Source organism: Dyella sp. 01N36 (assembly GCF_056399745.1).
This window is the reverse complement of sequence record NZ_JBFTRY010000003.1, coordinates 30,650-47,778: the sequence shown is the minus strand read 5'-3', so window position 1 is coordinate 47,778 and position 17,129 is coordinate 30,650. Positions and strand designations below refer to the sequence as shown.

The 17,129-nt window shown below is 65.7% G+C and carries 14 protein-coding genes; 5 read left to right on the top strand and 9 right to left on the bottom strand.

Annotated features, from left to right (window positions below; translation table 11 throughout):
• Window positions 1–11 precede the first annotated feature (11 nt).
• The 4 genes from AC1DMG_RS01470 to AC1DMG_RS01455 form a co-directional block, all read right to left on the bottom strand.
• A complete protein-coding gene (locus AC1DMG_RS01470; RefSeq protein WP_441602861.1) occupies window positions 12–1,859 on the bottom strand; it encodes a tetratricopeptide repeat-containing diguanylate cyclase in 1,848 nt (615 codons plus the stop codon).
• Window positions 1,856–2,152, bottom strand: a complete 297-nt coding sequence (locus tag AC1DMG_RS01465) for a hypothetical protein (protein ID WP_441602862.1) — start codon at window positions 2,150–2,152, stop codon at window positions 1,856–1,858. The genes AC1DMG_RS01470 and AC1DMG_RS01465 overlap by 4 nt, the downstream gene beginning before the upstream one ends.
• A 489-nt stretch (window positions 2,153–2,641) precedes the next feature.
• A complete protein-coding gene (locus tag AC1DMG_RS01460; RefSeq protein WP_441602863.1) occupies window positions 2,642–3,421 on the bottom strand; it encodes an alpha/beta fold hydrolase in 780 nt (259 codons plus the stop codon).
• A gap of 721 nt (window positions 3,422–4,142) precedes the next feature.
• Window positions 4,143–5,699: a S53 family peptidase gene (locus AC1DMG_RS01455; protein WP_441602864.1), complete on the bottom strand. Its 1,557-nt coding sequence runs from the start codon at window positions 5,697–5,699 to the stop codon at window positions 4,143–4,145.
• Window positions 5,700–5,886: 187 nt separating this feature from the next.
• Here AC1DMG_RS01455 and hemB point away from each other — a divergent pair, with 187 nt between their 5' ends.
• A complete protein-coding gene (gene hemB, locus AC1DMG_RS01450; protein WP_441602865.1) occupies window positions 5,887–6,879 on the top strand; it encodes a porphobilinogen synthase in 993 nt (330 codons plus the stop codon).
• Between the two features lie 565 nt (window positions 6,880–7,444).
• Here hemB and AC1DMG_RS01445 read toward each other — a convergent pair.
• A complete protein-coding gene (locus AC1DMG_RS01445; protein WP_441602866.1) occupies window positions 7,445–7,774 on the bottom strand; it encodes a hypothetical protein in 330 nt (109 codons plus the stop codon).
• A 69-nt stretch (window positions 7,775–7,843) separates the two neighbouring features.
• On the opposite strand from AC1DMG_RS01445, the gene soxR reads away from it, so the two are divergent.
• The gene (gene soxR, locus AC1DMG_RS01440) at window positions 7,844–8,314 is read left to right on the top strand and encodes a redox-sensitive transcriptional activator SoxR (protein ID WP_441602867.1); all 471 of its coding nucleotides are present in this window, start codon (window positions 7,844–7,846) and stop codon (window positions 8,312–8,314) included.
• Here the strand turns inward: soxR and AC1DMG_RS01435 are convergent.
• Genes AC1DMG_RS01435 through AC1DMG_RS01425 form a run of 3 tightly spaced genes read right to left on the bottom strand, consistent with a single transcriptional unit; the run spans window position 8,311 to window position 9,404 of the window.
• The gene (locus tag AC1DMG_RS01435) at window positions 8,311–8,691 is read right to left on the bottom strand and encodes a tautomerase family protein (RefSeq protein WP_441602868.1); all 381 of its coding nucleotides are present in this window, start codon (window positions 8,689–8,691) and stop codon (window positions 8,311–8,313) included. The genes soxR and AC1DMG_RS01435 overlap by 4 nt on opposite strands.
• A 21-nt stretch (window positions 8,692–8,712) precedes the next feature.
• A complete protein-coding gene (locus tag AC1DMG_RS01430) occupies window positions 8,713–9,249 on the bottom strand; it encodes a DUF4865 family protein (protein WP_441602920.1) in 537 nt (178 codons plus the stop codon).
• 5 nt (window positions 9,250–9,254) lie between these two features.
• On the bottom strand, window positions 9,255–9,404 hold the full coding sequence (locus AC1DMG_RS01425; RefSeq protein WP_441602869.1) for a hypothetical protein: 150 nt from the start codon (window positions 9,402–9,404) through the stop codon (window positions 9,255–9,257).
• Window positions 9,405–9,509: 105 nt separating this feature from the next.
• Between AC1DMG_RS01425 and AC1DMG_RS01420 the strand changes: the two genes are divergently transcribed.
• The 3 genes from AC1DMG_RS01420 to AC1DMG_RS01410 all read left to right on the top strand — a co-directional run bounded on the left by AC1DMG_RS01420 (window position 9,510) and on the right by AC1DMG_RS01410 (window position 13,682).
• Window positions 9,510–10,400: a LysR substrate-binding domain-containing protein gene (locus AC1DMG_RS01420; RefSeq protein WP_477178240.1), complete on the top strand. Its 891-nt coding sequence runs from the start codon at window positions 9,510–9,512 to the stop codon at window positions 10,398–10,400.
• Between the two features lie 91 nt (window positions 10,401–10,491).
• Entirely contained in the window at window positions 10,492–12,336 is a 1,845-nt protein-coding gene (locus AC1DMG_RS01415) for a monovalent cation:proton antiporter-2 (CPA2) family protein (RefSeq protein ID WP_441602871.1), read from the top strand.
• A gap of 176 nt (window positions 12,337–12,512) precedes the next feature.
• Window positions 12,513–13,682 carry a glycosyltransferase family 9 protein gene (locus tag AC1DMG_RS01410; RefSeq protein ID WP_441602872.1) on the top strand — a complete coding sequence of 390 codons (1,170 nt, stop codon included), beginning with the start codon at window positions 12,513–12,515 and terminating at the stop codon, window positions 13,680–13,682.
• On the opposite strand, the gene AC1DMG_RS01405 is transcribed toward AC1DMG_RS01410, so the two are convergent.
• Complete coding sequence (locus tag AC1DMG_RS01405) at window positions 13,601–17,065, bottom strand: ankyrin repeat domain-containing protein (RefSeq protein WP_441602873.1); 3,465 nt, start codon at window positions 17,063–17,065, stop codon at window positions 13,601–13,603. The genes AC1DMG_RS01410 and AC1DMG_RS01405 overlap by 82 nt on opposite strands.
• Window positions 17,066–17,129: the final 64 nt, after the last annotated feature.

Genomic DNA, 17,129 nt, shown 5'->3' with positions numbered 1-17,129 from the left:
CCGGCTGGTGCCTAGCTCGGAAGACCGGCGATGCCTTCGATCGGATGATCGTGGGGCGGCTCCGCCGCCGGCACGGTCGTGGGCACGATGCCCTCGGCATGCTCGCCGTAGATGACGCGGTTGCGGCCTTCGCGCTTGGCCTGGTACAGCGCGTTGTCGGCATCGATCATCAGCTGGCGCAATTCGTAGCCGCTGCGATCGGTAGACGCCACGCCAAAACTCGAGGTGATCACCACGTTGCGGGTCTCGCCCCACAGCGGGGTGGCGGCAATCGCCTGGCGGATGCGCTCGGCGCGTTCGCGCGCCTGCGACGCGCTGCAGTCAGGCAGGTACAACGCAAACTCTTCGCCGCCGAGGCGCCCGAAGATGTCGCGGCGATGCAGATGGTGCTGGCAGGCAGCGACGGCGCGCTTGAGCACCAGGTCGCCGATGACGTGGCCGTGCGTATCGTTCACTTCCTTGAAGTGATCCAGGTCCAGCAGGATCAGACACGAGGTGCGGGTGGCCTTGGCCGCCGCGCGCAACGCCAGTTCGGTCTCGTCGATGAAGTGCTGGCGGCTGTGGATGCCGGTGAGGCTGTCGCGTGTCGCCAGACGCTTGAAGCGCATCTGCGAGCGCTTGATGCGCAGCAGCCATAGCGCGATCGAGGCCACCACGGTGAGCAGCAGGGCGATATACAGCCGGCTGGTCTCCATGTCCTTGTGGTCGAGCTTGCGCTGCAGTTGCAGGATCTCGTTCTGCTTGTTGAGCGAATCGACCTGCACCTTGTTGGCCAGCAATTGCTGCCTGACCGTCTGATAGGCGATGGCGCGGGCGCTCACGTCGGTGAGATAGCCCTTGTCCGCATCCATGTACAACTTGTGGAGGTCGAGCGCGGCACGCGTGTTGCCTTCGCGTTCCTCGACCTGGTACAGCACCTGGTAGGCCGGCCCCAGTGAATCGGAGTATTTGTCCTTGATGGCTTCGGCAACGGCTTCGCCCGCGTATTTGCGCGCCGCCGTGGCGTCGCCCAGCTGCCAGTAAGCCTGCGCCAGCGTCACGTTGACCGCGTTCATCAGCACGCGATAGTGGTACGAGACGAATTCGTCGTAATGCGCCTGCAGCAGGGCGATGGCGTCCTTGGGGCGCCCCTGGTCGATCGCGTACTTGGCCTGGTCGTTGCGCAGCGAGTTGGCATACAAGGCCTGGTTGGCCTTGATGCACGTATCGATGCCGCGATCGTATTCGGGATCGGTGCCGCGCACCTTGCCTGCGCGGAACAGCACGCGCAGCTTGAACGCCATGCCCTGGCACGCGCGGTCGCGCAATTGGGGGTCATCCAGGATGCGCTGCGCGTAGCTGGACGCCAGGTCGAACTGCCCCGCCGCGGCAAGGAACTGCGCGCCTTCACCGAGTGCCTGGTAGCGGGCCTCCGGATCTTTCGCCGCCGGCATCAGATCCATCAGTACGCTCAGTTGGGTGAACGCTTCCTCGTAGTGCCGACTGAAGCCGAGGATGTTCACCAGCGTGGCCAGCGCGCGAACCTGCAGCGTGGTCTCGCCCGAGTGCGTGACGATGTCGTGCAGCGCCGGCCCGGCGACGTCGTAGCGACCTTCGAACGCCAGTTGCCAGGCATCGAGATAGCGCAAATGCCATTGCTGGTCGGAGGAAAGCTCGCTCGCGCGCTGGTCCAGTTCACCGAGCAGGCGCAGGAACTGGGCGTGGTCGGCGGTTTTGATCTTGTCGGCCTGCGCCAGCATCTGCACCGGATCTTGCGCAGGCGCAGCTGCGGCCGCGACGGCCGCACCTGCGTGCCAACCTGACAGCAGCACTGCCAGGATGATCGCCCGCCCGAAGTGGCCGGCGCGGAACATCGTCATGCTTTCTTGCTGGGCTTGGACGGGGGTGCGTCGCTCTCGCTCTCTTCGCCTTCCTCGCCTTCCTGCTCTTCTTCCTCTTCCTCGTCGGGGCGACGCGGCACGGTCTGGAAGCAGCACAGCGGTACGACCTTCAGCAGCGCATGAAGCTCTTCCACGTTGCGAGCCAGGATGGCTTCACCGGCGGTAGCCTCGATCTTTGCATCGGCCAGCGCCAGTGCGATTTCGTCCTTGGCGCCCTGAAATAAACGCGCGTCGCTGCCAAGCCTTTCCAGAAACTCGATCACGTTGGACATGCGGTTTTCCCCCCTAGCGGTTGATACGACGGCCACAACTTCCTTGCGCCTTGCGCGTGAACGGCGACGCTGCGCTTTTCCCAGGCGGAAGGAGCGGCAACGAGGTCTCGCTTGTTTTCCCCGATATCCCCACGCGACTGGCCGATTCGACTTTGCCCCTGGCTCGGCGCGATTTGTGATGATAGCGCTGTTTTTTGCTGGAAATGTGCAAGGTGAAGACGACGCCGGACCTGCGCCGGCTCGGCGTCGAGACAGACCGGGCCGCCGCGGATCGCATGTCGACTTAGATGCGGTGCGCGCCGGCGATGGCAGCGGTATCCGCCAGCGTGAGATCGGCCATGGACTTGGATCGATTCGATAGCATGCTTCGTTGGGCTTGGACATTCGGGCAGCAGTCGCTGCCCACGCAAACGAAGCTGGCGGCCTGAAGGCGAGCTTGGGCGACGTGCTCCAGCACCGAGGTGACCGGCAGGTTAGCGTCCGATTGTGTCATTGCGCGTACGAAGAGGTCCCCACGAAGGACATCACTTCGGCCAGGAAGGCGTCCGTATGTTCGCCATGCAGGCGATGCCCACTGCCGAACTGGCGGGTGACGGCGTGCGGAATCTGTGCGGCCAGCAGGGGCAGTCGCGCGCTGACCAGGCCGTCGTCATGGCTGGCCAGCAACAGGCACGGGGCGCGCACGCCGCCCAGGCGTGCCCACCATGCCGGCATCGGCGTGCGCAGTTCCGGCAGCACGGTACGGGCGGAGCGCACGTCGAATTGACGCAACAGCATCAGGCGCAGCAGTTTTCCTCCACCCAGCAGATGCAGGGAGCGCACCCAGGCGGGGCCGGGCCGGGCGGCTGCCAGGGCGGCGGCGTCCGCCATGTCGCGGGGTGGTACCGGGGCGGCTTCAATGATCAGGCGACGGATGCGCTCGGGCTGGCGAGTGGCCAGTTTCAGGGCCAGATGCCCGCCCAGCGAATGGCCGATAAGGTTGATGGCGCCCAGCCCGAGCGCATCGAGCAGGGCGCTCAAGTCCTCTTCGAAATCCATCAGCGAATAGGTGGGCGTCCACTGGCTGCGCCCGTGCCCGCGCAGGTCCGGGGCGATTACCCGGAAGCCCTGTCGCGCCAACGCTTCGGCGATGTACTCCCAGCTGCCGGACTGGCTCGCAAACGCGTGGATGAGTACCACTGGTTCGCCGCCCTCGTCACCGCACGAGCGATAGGCCAGCCGATGGCCGCGCAGCGGGAGGAAGCGATGCATCGACAGGCGGCTATCCAAGACATCCGGGCTCCACGGCGCGATGGTGGCAATGTCGCATGGCGACCGGCGATGCGGTAGCAGGAAAGTCGTTACTGGCTCGCTTCATATTGAGCTGGCTATGATCGGTCGGTCGACGGGGTGTCGGCAGCACAACATCGGTCAGGCCATGGAGAGGAATAGGGCGATGAAACAGCGAACGATTTTTGCGATGGGCTTGTGGGCTGGCGTTTTAATCGCGCCGGCATGGGCGCAGCAGGACACGCCGGCTCAGTCGGAGGCGCCCTACCATGAGCCCCTGAGCGCGGCGGCAAAGACACAAGCGCCTTCGGCGCCGACACTGGCAGCTCGCGCGTCGTTGCCAACCTTTGCAGTGCAGCCCACCGCGGCCCAGCGCGTCTCGCAGAACGCGATGACGTTTGCGGCCCTCACTGCTGTCTCGCTGGCAGCCCAAAAGCGGGGCAGCTTCCCGCCCCCTGCATCTGCGCCATCGCAGCCTTATCGCCCCGCTATGTCCGTGCCTGAGCCGGCAACCACCGAACGACTTTGCCCGCCCCTGGGTTCGCAGAACATGCCGGCGGCCTGCAACACCGACGCGATCGTGACGATGGAGCACCGCGGGCCCGGCGTAGCCGTCAAGCCCTGAGCACTTCAGTCGCTTGATCGGGACGCCGGTGACACTTCCAGCGAGTGCACTGGCGCGTTGCGCAACGTCGTGACTGCCGAGGTGTGATCACTGGCTTTACGTCGTGGGCGAGGTTCCGCTGCCCGTCTTCAGTTTGGCCAGTGCATCGAGCAGGGTCTGTCCCTTGGGCGTGCCCAGGCCCGTGCATGCATCCCACCCTTTGGCTGCCTTGAACTTGCCGTTGCTGCCCTGGGTGATGTCATGGAACGCGGCAAGTCCGATGCTGTAGAACGCCTCATGCGGATCGCCGATGTTCTGCCCCAGCTGCTGGTTGAAGCGCGCGATGAGGGCCGCCCACAGCGGCGCGACTGCGCTGGTGCCGCCGATCACCTCGTTCTGTCCGTCCACGCGCACCTGATAACCGGTATTGGGATCGGCGTCGCCCGCGACGTCCGGCGTGCCGCGCCCGACGAAGCCATTGGCGGCCTTGGGGACTTTCATCGCCTTCTGCCAGGCCGGCAGCGCAAAGCTCGCGCTGACGCCGCCACCGGTGGCGCCTTCGTTGGTGGCCAGTTCGTTCCACACGGTCTCGCTGGTGATCGCCGTGCCGCTGGCCACCAGCTTGGTGCCGCCGCAGGCGAGCGCATAAGGGCTGGAGGCAGGAAAGTCGACATGCGGCTTGCCATCGCTCTCGCCATCGGTAAAGCCGCTGTCGCCACAGGCGACGGTGACGGTAACGCCAAGCGCCGCGGCATCCTGCAGTGCGCTCTCCATGGCGTTGAGCGATGAGGCGGACCAGCTGTCTTCCGGGCCGCCCCAGCTGATCGAAATCACCGACGGCTGATGGGTGGCGTCGTGCGCGGCCTGCGAGATGGCTTCGTAGAATCCCTGGTCGGTATTGGGCGCAAAGTACACGTCGATGTTCGCGCCGGGCGCGAGCGCGCCAATCACTTCCACATCGAGCATGACCTCGCCGTCCGCATCGCCACCGGGCTGGCTGCTGCCGCCCTGCACGGATACCACGTTGACGGTGGGCGGCTTGATGCCCAGCGACTGCATGCATTGGGTGAAGTCGCTCTGCGTAAAACCGCCACCGAGTTCGATCACCGCCACGCTCTGGCCCGTGCCGTCGAGCTTCGCGGGAAACTGATACAGCGTGCCCAGTGCCACCGGCGTATAGGTTTGTGCGGGCTTGGCAGCGGGGCGACGGAAGTGCGGGCGCGCGATGGGTCGCTTGTCGAAGCCGAGCACCGCAATGACGCGGGACGAAATATCGCCGGGCAGCGACGGCGGCAGATGGCACCCCATCATCTCCGGGCCGCCATCGGGCATCTGATAACGCCCCAGTTGCACGCCGAACGCCTGTTGCAGCGCCTGCGGCGTGCCGCGCAGATGCATCACGCGACGATGCAGCTCGCAACTGGTTTCGGTGAGTCCGTGACCGCGTGCGAAATTGCGAATCGACTCGGCATCCGCCGGATCGGCGCCCCACTGCGCACCGAAATCCTCGCGCGGCACGGCGGCCTGGTGCGGCCACGCAGCGGGCGTCGGATGGTCGCCGCGGCGTCGCATCACCACCGTGATATCGATGGGATCCGTACCTTCATGCGGTCCCAGGTAACGGGCTTCATTGGCGAGCGGCCAGTGATGCTGCTGGACGGCGGGCGTACTCATGGTCTGACTCCTGCGGGGCGGCGGGCAGAGAGACTGCACTCTCAAATGTTGCAGCAGGGTGTTTGCGCGGCGGCGCGTTCATGCAGGGTGCGGTTTTGTCGTCTCATCGACCGCGTCAACCTGCCTTTCCCGGCGAACCCTCCAACAGGCGCTAAAATGGGCCGATGTCCTGCCCGAGAGTTCACCCATGAGCTATCCCGCTGTCCGCATGCGTCGCATGCGTCGCGATGCCTTCTCGCGTGCGCTGATGCGCGAGAACACCTTGCTGCCCACCGACCTGATCATGGTCGCCTTCATCATCGAAGGCGAAGGGCAGCGCGAACCGGTGCCGTCCATGCCGGGCGTGGAGCGATTGTCCATCGACGAACTGCTCAAGCTCGCCGGCGAGTGCGTGCGCCTGGGGATCCCGGCGCTGGCGCTGTTCCCGTCGCCCGGTGCCGCGGTGAAAACCGAAGATGCACGCGAAGCATGGAACCCGGACAGCCTGATGCAGCGCGCCACGCGTGCGCTCAAGGCCCAGTATCCGGAGCTCGGCCTGATCGGCGACGTGGCGCTCGATCCATACACCACGCACGGACAGGACGGCCTGATCGATGAGGACGGCTACGTGATGAACGAGCCCACCATCGAAGCGCTGATCAAGATGTCGCTGGCGCAGGCCGGGGCCGGCATGGATTTCGTGGCGCCCTCGGACATGATGGATGGCCGCATTGGTGCGATTCGCGATGCGCTGGAGGATGCCGGCCACATCCATACGCGCATCCTCGCCTATTCCGCCAAATACGCTTCGGCGTTCTACGGCCCGTTCCGCGACGCCGTGGGTTCGGCCGCCAATCTCGGCAAGGGCAACAAGCACACCTACCAGATGGATGTGGGCAACAGCGACGAAGCACTGCGCGAGATCGAGCTTGATATCCACGAGGGCGCGGATGCGGTGATGGTGAAGCCGGGCATGCCTTACCTCGACGTGTTGCGTCGGGTGAAGGATGCGTTTGGCATGCCGACGTTTGTGTATCAGGTGAGCGGTGAGTACGCGATGTTGAAGGCGGCTGCGCAGAATGGGTGGCTCGACGAGAAGGCTGTTGTGTTGGAGTCGTTGACGGCGTTCAAGAGGGCGGGGGCGGATGCGATCCTGACTTATTTTGCGGTGGATGCGGCGAGGTGGTTGAGGGGGGAGTGAGGGTTCTCGCTCGTTGTCCCGGCGCGCGCATTCACTAGCTCGTCATCCCGGCGCAGGCGGAGATCCAGAGCCTCGGTTTCTGGTTGTCGCGTTACCGCAAGGGTGCCGCCTACGCGGCGGGCGTTTCGATCGGCTGCCGCCGCTCGAGTCACTTTTCTTTTGCTGGCCCAAAAGAAAAGTAACCCAAAGAAAATGGCCTGATAACGCCCGCAGCATCGTGTTGGGATAAGCCCGAACGCTCGAGGCTCGCTGTCATGGAACAACCTCCGAGGGTACACAGCGGGTACTTCAAAGCGCTGCGCAACGCGCCCGAATCGCTGAGGACTCAAAGCGGGGCCTCGCTTCGCATCGGCTTTAGTCCCGTACATTGCGAACTGAGTACCGCGCCTGGCGCTTGTCTGTGGGAGCGCACCCTGTGCGCGACAAACCTACGGAGCGATCCACCGCACTTCTCCCTCTCCCCTCCGGGGAGAGGGTCGGGTGCTCGCGGGGGCATATCTATTCTTCGTTTCAATGCCGGCGATGTGAGTGCAAGAGATAGCAAGCGCCTCACTACGTCCACCCATCACACATGCCGATACGTCCCCAGATCCGCCTGCACCCCCAACTGCTGCATGAAAGCTGCGGGATCAAACCGCTCCTGCGCATAACGCGCCTGCATCACCGCTTTGGCGGCGGCGAAGTGGGATTCGTGGCTCCATTCCACCAGGGTCATCACATTGAACTCGCCGGCCAGGTCGGGTTGGGTGAGTACCAGGTTCTGGCGGCAGCCGGGGAGTTTGTCGAGCAGGCGCTGGGTGAGGTGCAGGCGTTCCATGAAGGCCGCTAGGGCTTTGGCGGGGACGTTGAAGCGGTCGATGCGGTAGATGGATCGACGGGCGGTCGGTGGGCTCATGGGTATGCCTCGCAATGAAGTGCGTGGCACTCTAGGACCTCAAGCTAACTTGAGGTCAAGAGGTGTCGCATGAGTGAGGGTGCGAAGCACGGGCTGCCGACCACGCTGGGCGTGGGGGAGGTTGCGCGTCGCAGTGGTGTAGCGGTCTCCACGTTGCACTTCTACGAGACGAAGGGACTGATCCGCAGCGAACGCTCGGTAGGCAATCAGCGGCGGTATGCGCGTGCGGTATTGCGGCGCGTGTCGTTCATTCGTGTCGCGCAGCGCGTGGGCATCTCCCTGGCCGATATTGCTGCTGCGCTGGCTGCGCTGCCGGCCGGCGAGGCGCCCAGCCGACGCGACTGGGCGCGCTTGTCCGCCCAATGGCGCGCGGAACTGGACGAGCGCATGGCGCAGCTGAGGAAACTGCGCGACACGCTCGACGACTGCATAGGCTGCGGCTGCCTGTCGATCGACCGCTGCCGCCTGCGCAATCCCGGCGATCGACTGGCCAGCGAAGGCGCCGGGCCACGGCGGCTGCTCGTCAAGCAACGAACTTAGGCGTATGGCGCCTCGCCGTTGCCGAACGACCAGTTCTCCTTGGCCGTTTCCAGCAGGTTGATGAAGACATCCTGCGGTCGCAGTCCGGGTTCCTTGCTGAGGAGCTCCGCGGTGTACTTGTAGAACGCCTTTTTCTGCTCGACGGTGCGCGTGTTGTTGCAGGCGATCTGGATGATCACCAGGTCGTCGGTGCGCGCAATGCCGAGATAATTGGAGTCGTAGTCGAATTCGTCGGCGTCGTGCTGGTGCACCACGATGAAGCGGTCGTTCTGCGGCACGTTGAAGGATTCGATCATCGCGCGATAAATGCTGTTGCGAATGGCGGCGATGTGTTCTTTGGATTTGCCGCGGCGAAGCGAGACGCGTACGAGAGGCATGGGGGAATCTCCGGTGAAGGATCAGGGTTGTGATACGTGGCCAACGTCGTAGCGTTGGCCAGAGGTGTGGGCAGGAAGGCTCTCATCCCACAGGCGAAAGCTCACTCGCGTCCACGTGGTGGGCTCGAAGGCGCTGACGGCGGCGACGGCGCCGCGCTCGATATCACGCTGCAGCACGCTGCGTTGTTCCTCGCGCAGTGACTCGAGCGCGGCATAAGGCGCGATCGGCTGGATGTCGCGTGTAGCAAAGCGCGCATGCTCGGCCTCCGGCGAGAGATACACATCCCACACCGGCCACACGCGAATGGATGGCCAGCCGAAAGCCTTGGTGAGATTGGCGAAGCCCTCGCTGCCGAGAAAGCGTTGCATTGCCGCGCTGTCGCGCCACACGTAAAACGGCGCGTAGAGATTTTCATCCGACGACGGACCGCGCTCCGCGTGCAGATACGCCTTCAGCATCAGCCCCTCGAAGTGATCGAGCAGGTGCCCCTTGTCCGCGATGCGCTGCCGGACGATCGCCATGTCGTAGTCGGCGGGCAGGGTGAAGCTGTATTGCATCGCGATCACGAGTGAGCCTCCTCGTCTTTCAATTCGCGCAGTACCGCCGTGGCTGCAGGCCAGGCGGCATAGCAAGCCAGATGTGCCGTGAGCGTCCCGAGTTCGCCCGCCACATCGCCGAAGCTGCTTTGCCCGTGGCCGGAACGAATGCCCATGAACGACTCCTCGTGCGCTTGACGAAGCGAAGCCTAGGGCGGAGAGTACCGTCCTGAAAAGCGGAAAATATTGAATCAATAGTCCATAAAAACAGGATGATTGCCATGCGGCGGATCACCTTTGATCTCGATGTGCTGCGCACCTTCGTGACGGGCGTGGAGCTGGGCAGTTTTGCCCGCGCTGCTGACCGGCTGGGGCGCTCGACCTCGGCCGTCAGCGCGCAGCTGAAGAAACTGGAAGAGCAGGCCGGCACGCCGGTGCTGCGCAAATCCGGCCGCGGCATGGCGCTCACCGAGTCCGGCGAAACCATGCTTGCCTATGCGCGCCGCCTGCTCGAGCTCAATGACGAAGCCGCCGCCGCGCTGCACGGTGCAGAGCTGGAAGGTGCGGTGCGGCTGGGCCTGCAGGAAGATTTCGGCGAGAGCCTGCTCACTGACGTGCTGGGCCGTTTCGCCCGGGCGCATCCACGCGTGAAGGTGGAAGTGCGCATCGCGCGCAACGCTGAGCTGCTCGAGCGCGTGGGCTCGGGGCGTCTGGACCTAGCGCTGGCCTGGGAGGCCGGCATGACCACGCCTCATACCGAACGCATCGGCACCCTGCCGCTGCGCTGGATCGACGGCGCAGGTGCCGGCTCCAACTGGCCACGCAAGGACGGCGAGCCCTTGCCGCTGGTGATGCTGGACGCGCCCTGCATCATGCGGACCGCCGCCACCACGGCGCTGGACCGCGCGAATATCCCCTGGCGCATCGCCTTCACCAGCGCGAGCCTGGCGGGCACCTGGGCCGCCGTCGCGGCAGGGTTGGGCGTGTCATTGCGTACGCCCGCCGGACTCCCGGCCAGCGTGCGCGCCCTGCTGCCACACGAGACCACGCTGCCGTCGATGGGCGAATTGGGCTTGTGCCTGCACCGCGCCGAGGCCGAGTCGTCACCCGCCGTGGAGCGCCTTGCATCCATCATCACGCAACAATGGCAAGGCCTTTCGCTTGCTGCATAAGTCGTAGCGTTGATCGCTGACTTTCTCTTCAGGGGTCGGCTTACACAGCGTCAGCGTGGAATAATGCGATTCCCCCGAATGGAGCGCACGAGTGGATAGCCGCCATTTTCTGCAGACAGCGCTCGTATTCCTGCTGGCGACCGTCATCGCGGTGCCGCTGACCAAGCGCTTCCGCCTGGGTTCCGTGCTCGGGTATCTGCTGGCTGGCATCGTCATCGGTCCGCAGGAGCTGGGCCTGATCTCCGATACCGCGGGCGTGGCCACCATCTCCGAGTTCGGCGTGGTGCTGATGCTGTTCGTGATCGGCCTGGAGCTGTCGCCCCAGCGTCTGTGGGTGATGCGCAAGCAGGTGTTCGGCACGGGCCTGCTGCAGGTGCTGGCGACCAGCCTGGTGATCGGTGCGGCGGCGTACTACCTGTTTGGACTCACGGTGAATGCCGCCACCATCGTGGGCGGCAGCCTGGCATTGTCGTCCACCGCGTTCGGCTTGCAGATACTCGCCGAGCGCAAGGAAGCCGGTACGTCTTACGGGCGACAGGCGTTCGCCGTGCTGCTGTTCCAGGATCTGGCGGCGATTCCACTGATCGCGGCCGTGCCGCTGCTGGCCAGCGCATCGACCAAGCATGGTTTTGATGTCTACGCGGTGCTGCGCACGGTGGCTGCGATCGTGGCGGTAATGGTCGGTGGCCGCTATCTGTTGCGTCCGATCTTCCGCTTCGTGGCGAAGGTCGACAATGTCGAAGTGTCCACCGCCACCGCCTTGTTGGTCGTGATGGGCACAGCGTGGTTGATGGAGCTGGTGGGCGTGTCCGCCACGCTGGGTGCGTTCCTGGCCGGCGTGCTGCTGGCCGATTCCGAATACCGCCACGAACTGGAATCGCATCTCGAACCGTTCAAGGGCTTGCTGCTCGGCCTGTTCTTCATCAGCGTGGGCATGTCGATGGACCTGACCCTGCTGATCGAGCAGCCGATGCGCGTGTTCCTGCTGGTGCTGTTCCTGTTGTTGATCAAGGGCGCTCTGCTGTGGCCGCTGGGTCGCATCGTGGGCGGCCTGAATGGTCGCGATGCGCTGCGCCTGGCGGTGTTGCTGGCCTGCGGCGGCGAATTCGCGTTCGTGCTGCTCAAGCTCGCCGGCGAGCAAAACCTCATCACCACCGAGCAGCACAGCCTGCAGGTGCTGGCCATCACCTTGTCGATGGCCTTGACGCCACTGATGGTGGCCGTGCTCGGTCGCATGCTGTATCAGGCCAAGACCAAGAAAGAGCGCGAGTTCGACACCATCGTGGCCGACAAGCCGCGCGTGATCATTGCCGGCTACGGGCGCATGGGGCAGATCGTGGCGCGCATGTTGCGCGCGCAAGGCATTCCGTTCGTGGCGCTCGATCATTCGGTGGAGCAGATCGACCTGGTCCAGCGCTTTGGCAACTGGACCGACATCTTCTACGGCGATCCGGCGCGTCCGGAATTGCTGCGCGCCGCGCAGGCGGACCAGGCGGCGGTGTTTGTGCTCGCGGTGGACGATCCCGAGGCAAGCCTGCGCACGGCACGCGTGGTGCGTCGCATGTATCCGAGCCTGAAGATCATCGCGCGTGCGCGCAATCGCCAGCATGCGTGGCGACTGATGGATCTGGGCGTGGATTTGCCGGTGCGCGAAACGCTGTATTCCAGCTTGAAGATGACGCGCCAGACACTGGAAGCACTCGGCATGTCGCCGGAAATGGCGGCCGATCACGTCGAGCGTTTTCGTCGACAGGATGCCGAACTGCTCAAGCGCCAATACCTCGTCTACGACGACGATGCGCGCATTGTGCAGACCACGCGCGAAGCGCTGGTCGATCTGGAACAGCTGTTCCAGGCCGACGCTTCGCCCGAGGTCACGCGTGCCTTGGAGAAGCCCACCGATGCCAAGGCAAATGACGAAGATGTGACACGCTGACGTTGGGCTGACGGGATTTCTTGCGTGCCGTTATTGCACGTGACTGCATGCGAACTTGCGTCAAATCCGCAACTCATTTCGCCGCGCATCGGGAAAGATAGGCGCGCCTGAAGGTCGTGCCGTCGCGGGGCGGGCCGCCTGAGGGATCGGGCCTGCCCGACGTCGACCTGAATTGCATGGGCCAGCGTGCGCCACTTCATCCCGTCGTCATTCGATTCGGACGACTGGGCGACACCATTCTTTTGCAGCCACTGCTGCACAAGCTGCATCGCCGTTATGGCAGTGCATGCCGGCTCGTTTCGCTGGGCGAATGCTCGCGCGTGTTGTACGAGGGCCATGAAGACGTCGCCGAAGTGCGGAAGGTCGACAGCCAGTATGGTTCGCTCTGGCTCAATCCGCAGCGATTGCGCACGGCGTTCGCGTTGCGCGAACTGCGCGCGGCGCCGTTCTACATCTGCGAGCCGGATGTACGTACGCGCACGAAGATAAGGCCGATGCTGGCGCTGGCCGGCATTGCGCCCGAGCATTGCGTGTTCATCGAAGACACGCCGTTTATCCAGGGCGATCATTGGATCGACTGGCTGATGCGGTTTGCGGATGAAACGCCAGCGGCCTTTCACGATGCCCTGTGTTCGTCGCATGCCCTACCTTGCGCGCCACGACTGGAGCCAACCGCCATAGAACTCGGTGAAGCGCAGTTGTGGCTGGCGCGGCGCAATCTGCACGGACGTCCGTTGGTACTGCTGCAACCCGCGAACAAGCGCACGATGCGCTGGAATGGCATACGCAAGCGCGAGGACGACGACAAGTCGTGGCCGGTGGAACGATGGGCTGCCTTGTGTCGCGCCATCGTCGAAGCCATGCCCGATGCGTGTGTGCTGTTGTGTGGTTCGGCGGCCGAGGCGGCTTATCTCGCCACGATTGGCGACGCGGCAGAGCATGCGCAGGTGATTGTCCCGCGCGAAGGACTGCCGCTCGGTCATTTGCGCGCGTTGCTGCATATCGCGCACAGCATGGTGTCGGTGGATACAGGGCCTGCGCATCTGGCAGCCGCGGTGGGTTGTCCGCTGGTCGTCCTGTTCGGCAACCGCTGGCCCTCCATGTGGACGCCGCGCAGCGCAACGGGCAGCGCGGTGCACGCCATTGGCGGATTGCCGGATGTGCCCAGCGTGGATCGCATCGGACTGGATGAAGTCGTGAGCGCGTGGCGGCAGTTGCCGCCACGCCCCGAGACGATGGCTCGTCGTCTGGTCGAAGAGGCGCTTCAGTCGGCCGGCTGGGCCGGCTGCCTCAACATCTGCCGCACGCTGGGAATGGCCGAGCCGCTGCGCGCCGCCAGTTCGTGAGCGATGTCGACATAGCCGATCGCACGCGCCACATCGGCCGGCGTGCGGCCGAAGGCATCCGCCGCCTGGCGATCGGCGCCACGCGCCAGCAGCACGCGTGCCGGCGCGAGCAGCGCATGCATGGCGCAGGAGTGCAGTGCGGTGACGCCACGCTGATCGGCGTGTTCGAGCGTGGCGCCGGCATCGAGCAGCACCGGCACCAGCGCGCCGATGTGCGTGGGATCGCAATCGCTGCCCGGACGCAGATGCGCGCCAAGCAACAGCAGCAAGGGCGTCTTGCCTTCCTTGTCGGCCAGGCTCACGTCGGCGCCGCGCTTGAGCAGTGCGTCGAACAGGCGGCGCGCGCGCAGGCTGTCGTTGTGATCGAAGCCGTACTGTGCCGCCGCATGCAGCGGCGAGTGACCGCGCTCGTCCACGGCATTCACCTCGGCGCCGCCGTCGAGCAGTTGCTCGGCAAGATCGGGATAACCCATCGCGGCGGCAATCATCAGTGCGGTCGCTTCGCCCGGCAGGCGCTGGTCGACGGCCACGCCGTTCTGCAGCAGCAAGGCCACCAGTGCTTCGCGTCGCGCGCTGACGGCAGCGGCAAGCGGCGTCATGCCGTTGGTGGCGGCGAGCGTGGTGTCGGCACCCTTGTCGAGCAGCAGGGCGGCGACGTCGCGCTGGCCGGCGCCGCAGGCATGCAGCAACGCGGTGGCGCCCTGGTGATCGCGGGTGTCGACGGCAAAGCCCAGTTCGAGCAGGCGCTCGACCGCCGTGACCGCGCCGGCCTTGGCGGCGGCAGGCAGATCGTCCGCGCGCAGGGGACGCAGCGGGCGCGTCCAGTCGCCCCAATTCATCCAGCGCTCGATCGCCTCGTGCTCCAGCGCCAGGCCCAGCGGCGTTTCGCCATTGGCATCGATGGCTTCCGGATCGGCGCCATGCGCCACCAGCGAACGCACCAGCGGCAACGCGCGCTCGCCATGTTCCAGCGCGGCGAACAACGGCGTGCGGCCGCTGATATCGCGTGTATTCGGATCGCAGCCGCGTGCCAGCAAGGCTTGTAGCAAGGCCGCGTGGCCGTACGTGGCGGCAAGATGCACCGGCGTGCGTTCGCGTGCATCGGCACCGAAGGGATCGGCGCCGCGCTCGAGCATGGCCAGCGGCAAGGCCGCGCCCTGCGCGCTGTCTTCCAGGCGCAGCAAAGCCTGCGCGAGCAAGCCGGCGCCAGCGGGCGTAGCGCCGGCACTCAGCAGATCGTCGATGGCCTCGGTGGCGGCGGGCAGTTGCGGCAGCAAGGCGTCGAACAGGCGGCGTCCGAGCGGCGGCAGCGACGATTCGATGTTTTCCACGGTTTCAGCGTCGTCGACCAACTGGGGCTGCAAGCGTGCTTCGGGATCGAGCGCATGATCGAGCAGCCAACGGCGCGCGGCGCTCTGGCCGGCGCCGGCCAGATCCAGATAGAGCTGGGCGAGCTGCGACTGCGGCCACTCGCGCACGCGCTGGGTAAAGGTGGACACCACCGCCCAGTGGCCGAAACGCAGCGCGTCCAGCAGGTGCGCCGGCGTGTCCGCGCCTTCGGGCAACGCATCCATGCTCAGGCTGGCGGGCAGCGGCGTTTCCGGATCGAGCAGGGCGACCAGATCCCAGCGGCCCGCGGCAGCGGCGTAATCGAGCGCGCTGCGGCCATTGCTGCCGGCGGTCTTGGCTTCGGCGCCCAGGGCGAGCAGGGCGCGCACCACATCGGCGTGCGCCTGCGGCGACTGGCAGGCCAGGGTGAGCGCATCGCGACCATGACTGTCACGCAGGCGGGCGTCGGGCTGCGCTTCGGCAAGCAGCTTGACGATGCCTACGGCGCCGGCGCGTGCCGCTTCCATCAAGGCGGTGCTGCCGTGGCGATCCGTCAGGTTCACATCGGCGCCGGCGGCACGCAGCGTACGGGCAATCTGTTCGTGGCCTTCGGCCGAGGCAGCCATCAGGGCGCTGCGGTGGCGCGCATCCACGGCGTTGATGGCGGCGCGATGCTTGAGCAGCAGCTTCACGCCTTCGACGTCGTCGTCGGGCACGCCAGCGGCCGTCACCAGGGCGGGTTCGCCATCGGCGGGCGTGGGCTTGGCGCCGTGCTCCAGCAGGAACTTGGCCACCGGCCAGTTGGCGGCGCGGCAGGCCACGGCCAGCGGGCTGAGGCCGGCCTTGTTGAGCGCATTGATGACGGCGCCGGCGTCGAGCAGCATCGCGGCAACGATCGCCTCGCCGCTGAGCACCGCGCCATGCAGCGGCGTGTTGCCTTCCGCGTCGGTGGCCAGTGCGCTGCCGCCGTTGGCCAGCAGCGTCATCACCGCTTCGGCACGGCCATGCCAGCTGTCGCGGGTGGCGGCGAGCAGCGGCGTCAGGCCGCCGCTGGCGCGATTGACGTCGGCGCCCTTGGCGATCAGCGCGCGCAACAGGCGCATATCCGGCAGCAGGGCGGCGAGCATCAGCACCGGGCGCTGGTCGCGATCGCCCGGCGCAGGCGCCGTGTTCGGATCGGCGCCGGCTTCCACCAGGGCCAGGGCGCGCTCGATGTCGCCCTCGCGCGTGGCCATCAGCAAGGCATAAGCCTGCTCAGGCGTACCGGCGGTGCGTTCCTGCTCGGTGAGCGTCGGCGCAGGCTTGGGCGGCGGTGTCGGCGCCGGCGCATCGATCACGCCAGCGGCGGGCTGACGAGGGCGACGGCGTTCGCACAGCATGGCTCGCAGCGTACGGTTGGCGACGATCAGGCAGCCCAGCGGCATCAGAACCACGCCGTAGATCACCAGCGCCGCGGTGCGCAGCTCGGAAGGCAGCACGCCATACAGACCGGTGAGCGCGATGGCGATGAAGGCCAGCGCCAGCAGCGCAATCGCCGAAGGCAGGAAATGGGTAAAGAAGCGCTCTTCGCGTGACAAGTGGCGACCAAACGCCAGGCTGCGTGCCGTGGCGGTGAAGATCCACGAGCCGTCACTCTGGGCGGGATAAGCGTCGTCCCACACATAGACCAGGCCAAACGCCGGCCACAACCGCCACAGCGCCGCCAGCGCCACCACCAGCGCACCGGCCAGCAGCAAGGCCGCGCCGAGGCTGGGCGACTGGTTGAGCTTGAGCATCGGCCACGCCACCAGCAGGAACACCAGCACCACATAGCCGGTGAACATCACTAGGTAAGCCGCGCCACGGCGCAGCACGGTGCGGCCAAAACGCGGTTCCGGGTCGAAGCCGATCGCATGGCATACCGCCGCCATGGTCAGCGCATTGGCGACCAGCAGCGGAATCAGCGCGAGTGGATGGGCCCCGAAGGCGGCTATCGCTGCGGCGACCAGACCTGGAACGAACCAGGCGAGGGCTTGCAGAAACGGAGGCGGGCGACGCGTTTTTGAGTAGGCCATATGCGCGGAGTATAGGAATCGTGACGAGGCCAGAAGGTAATCCGGTGTTAACGGATACGGCGGC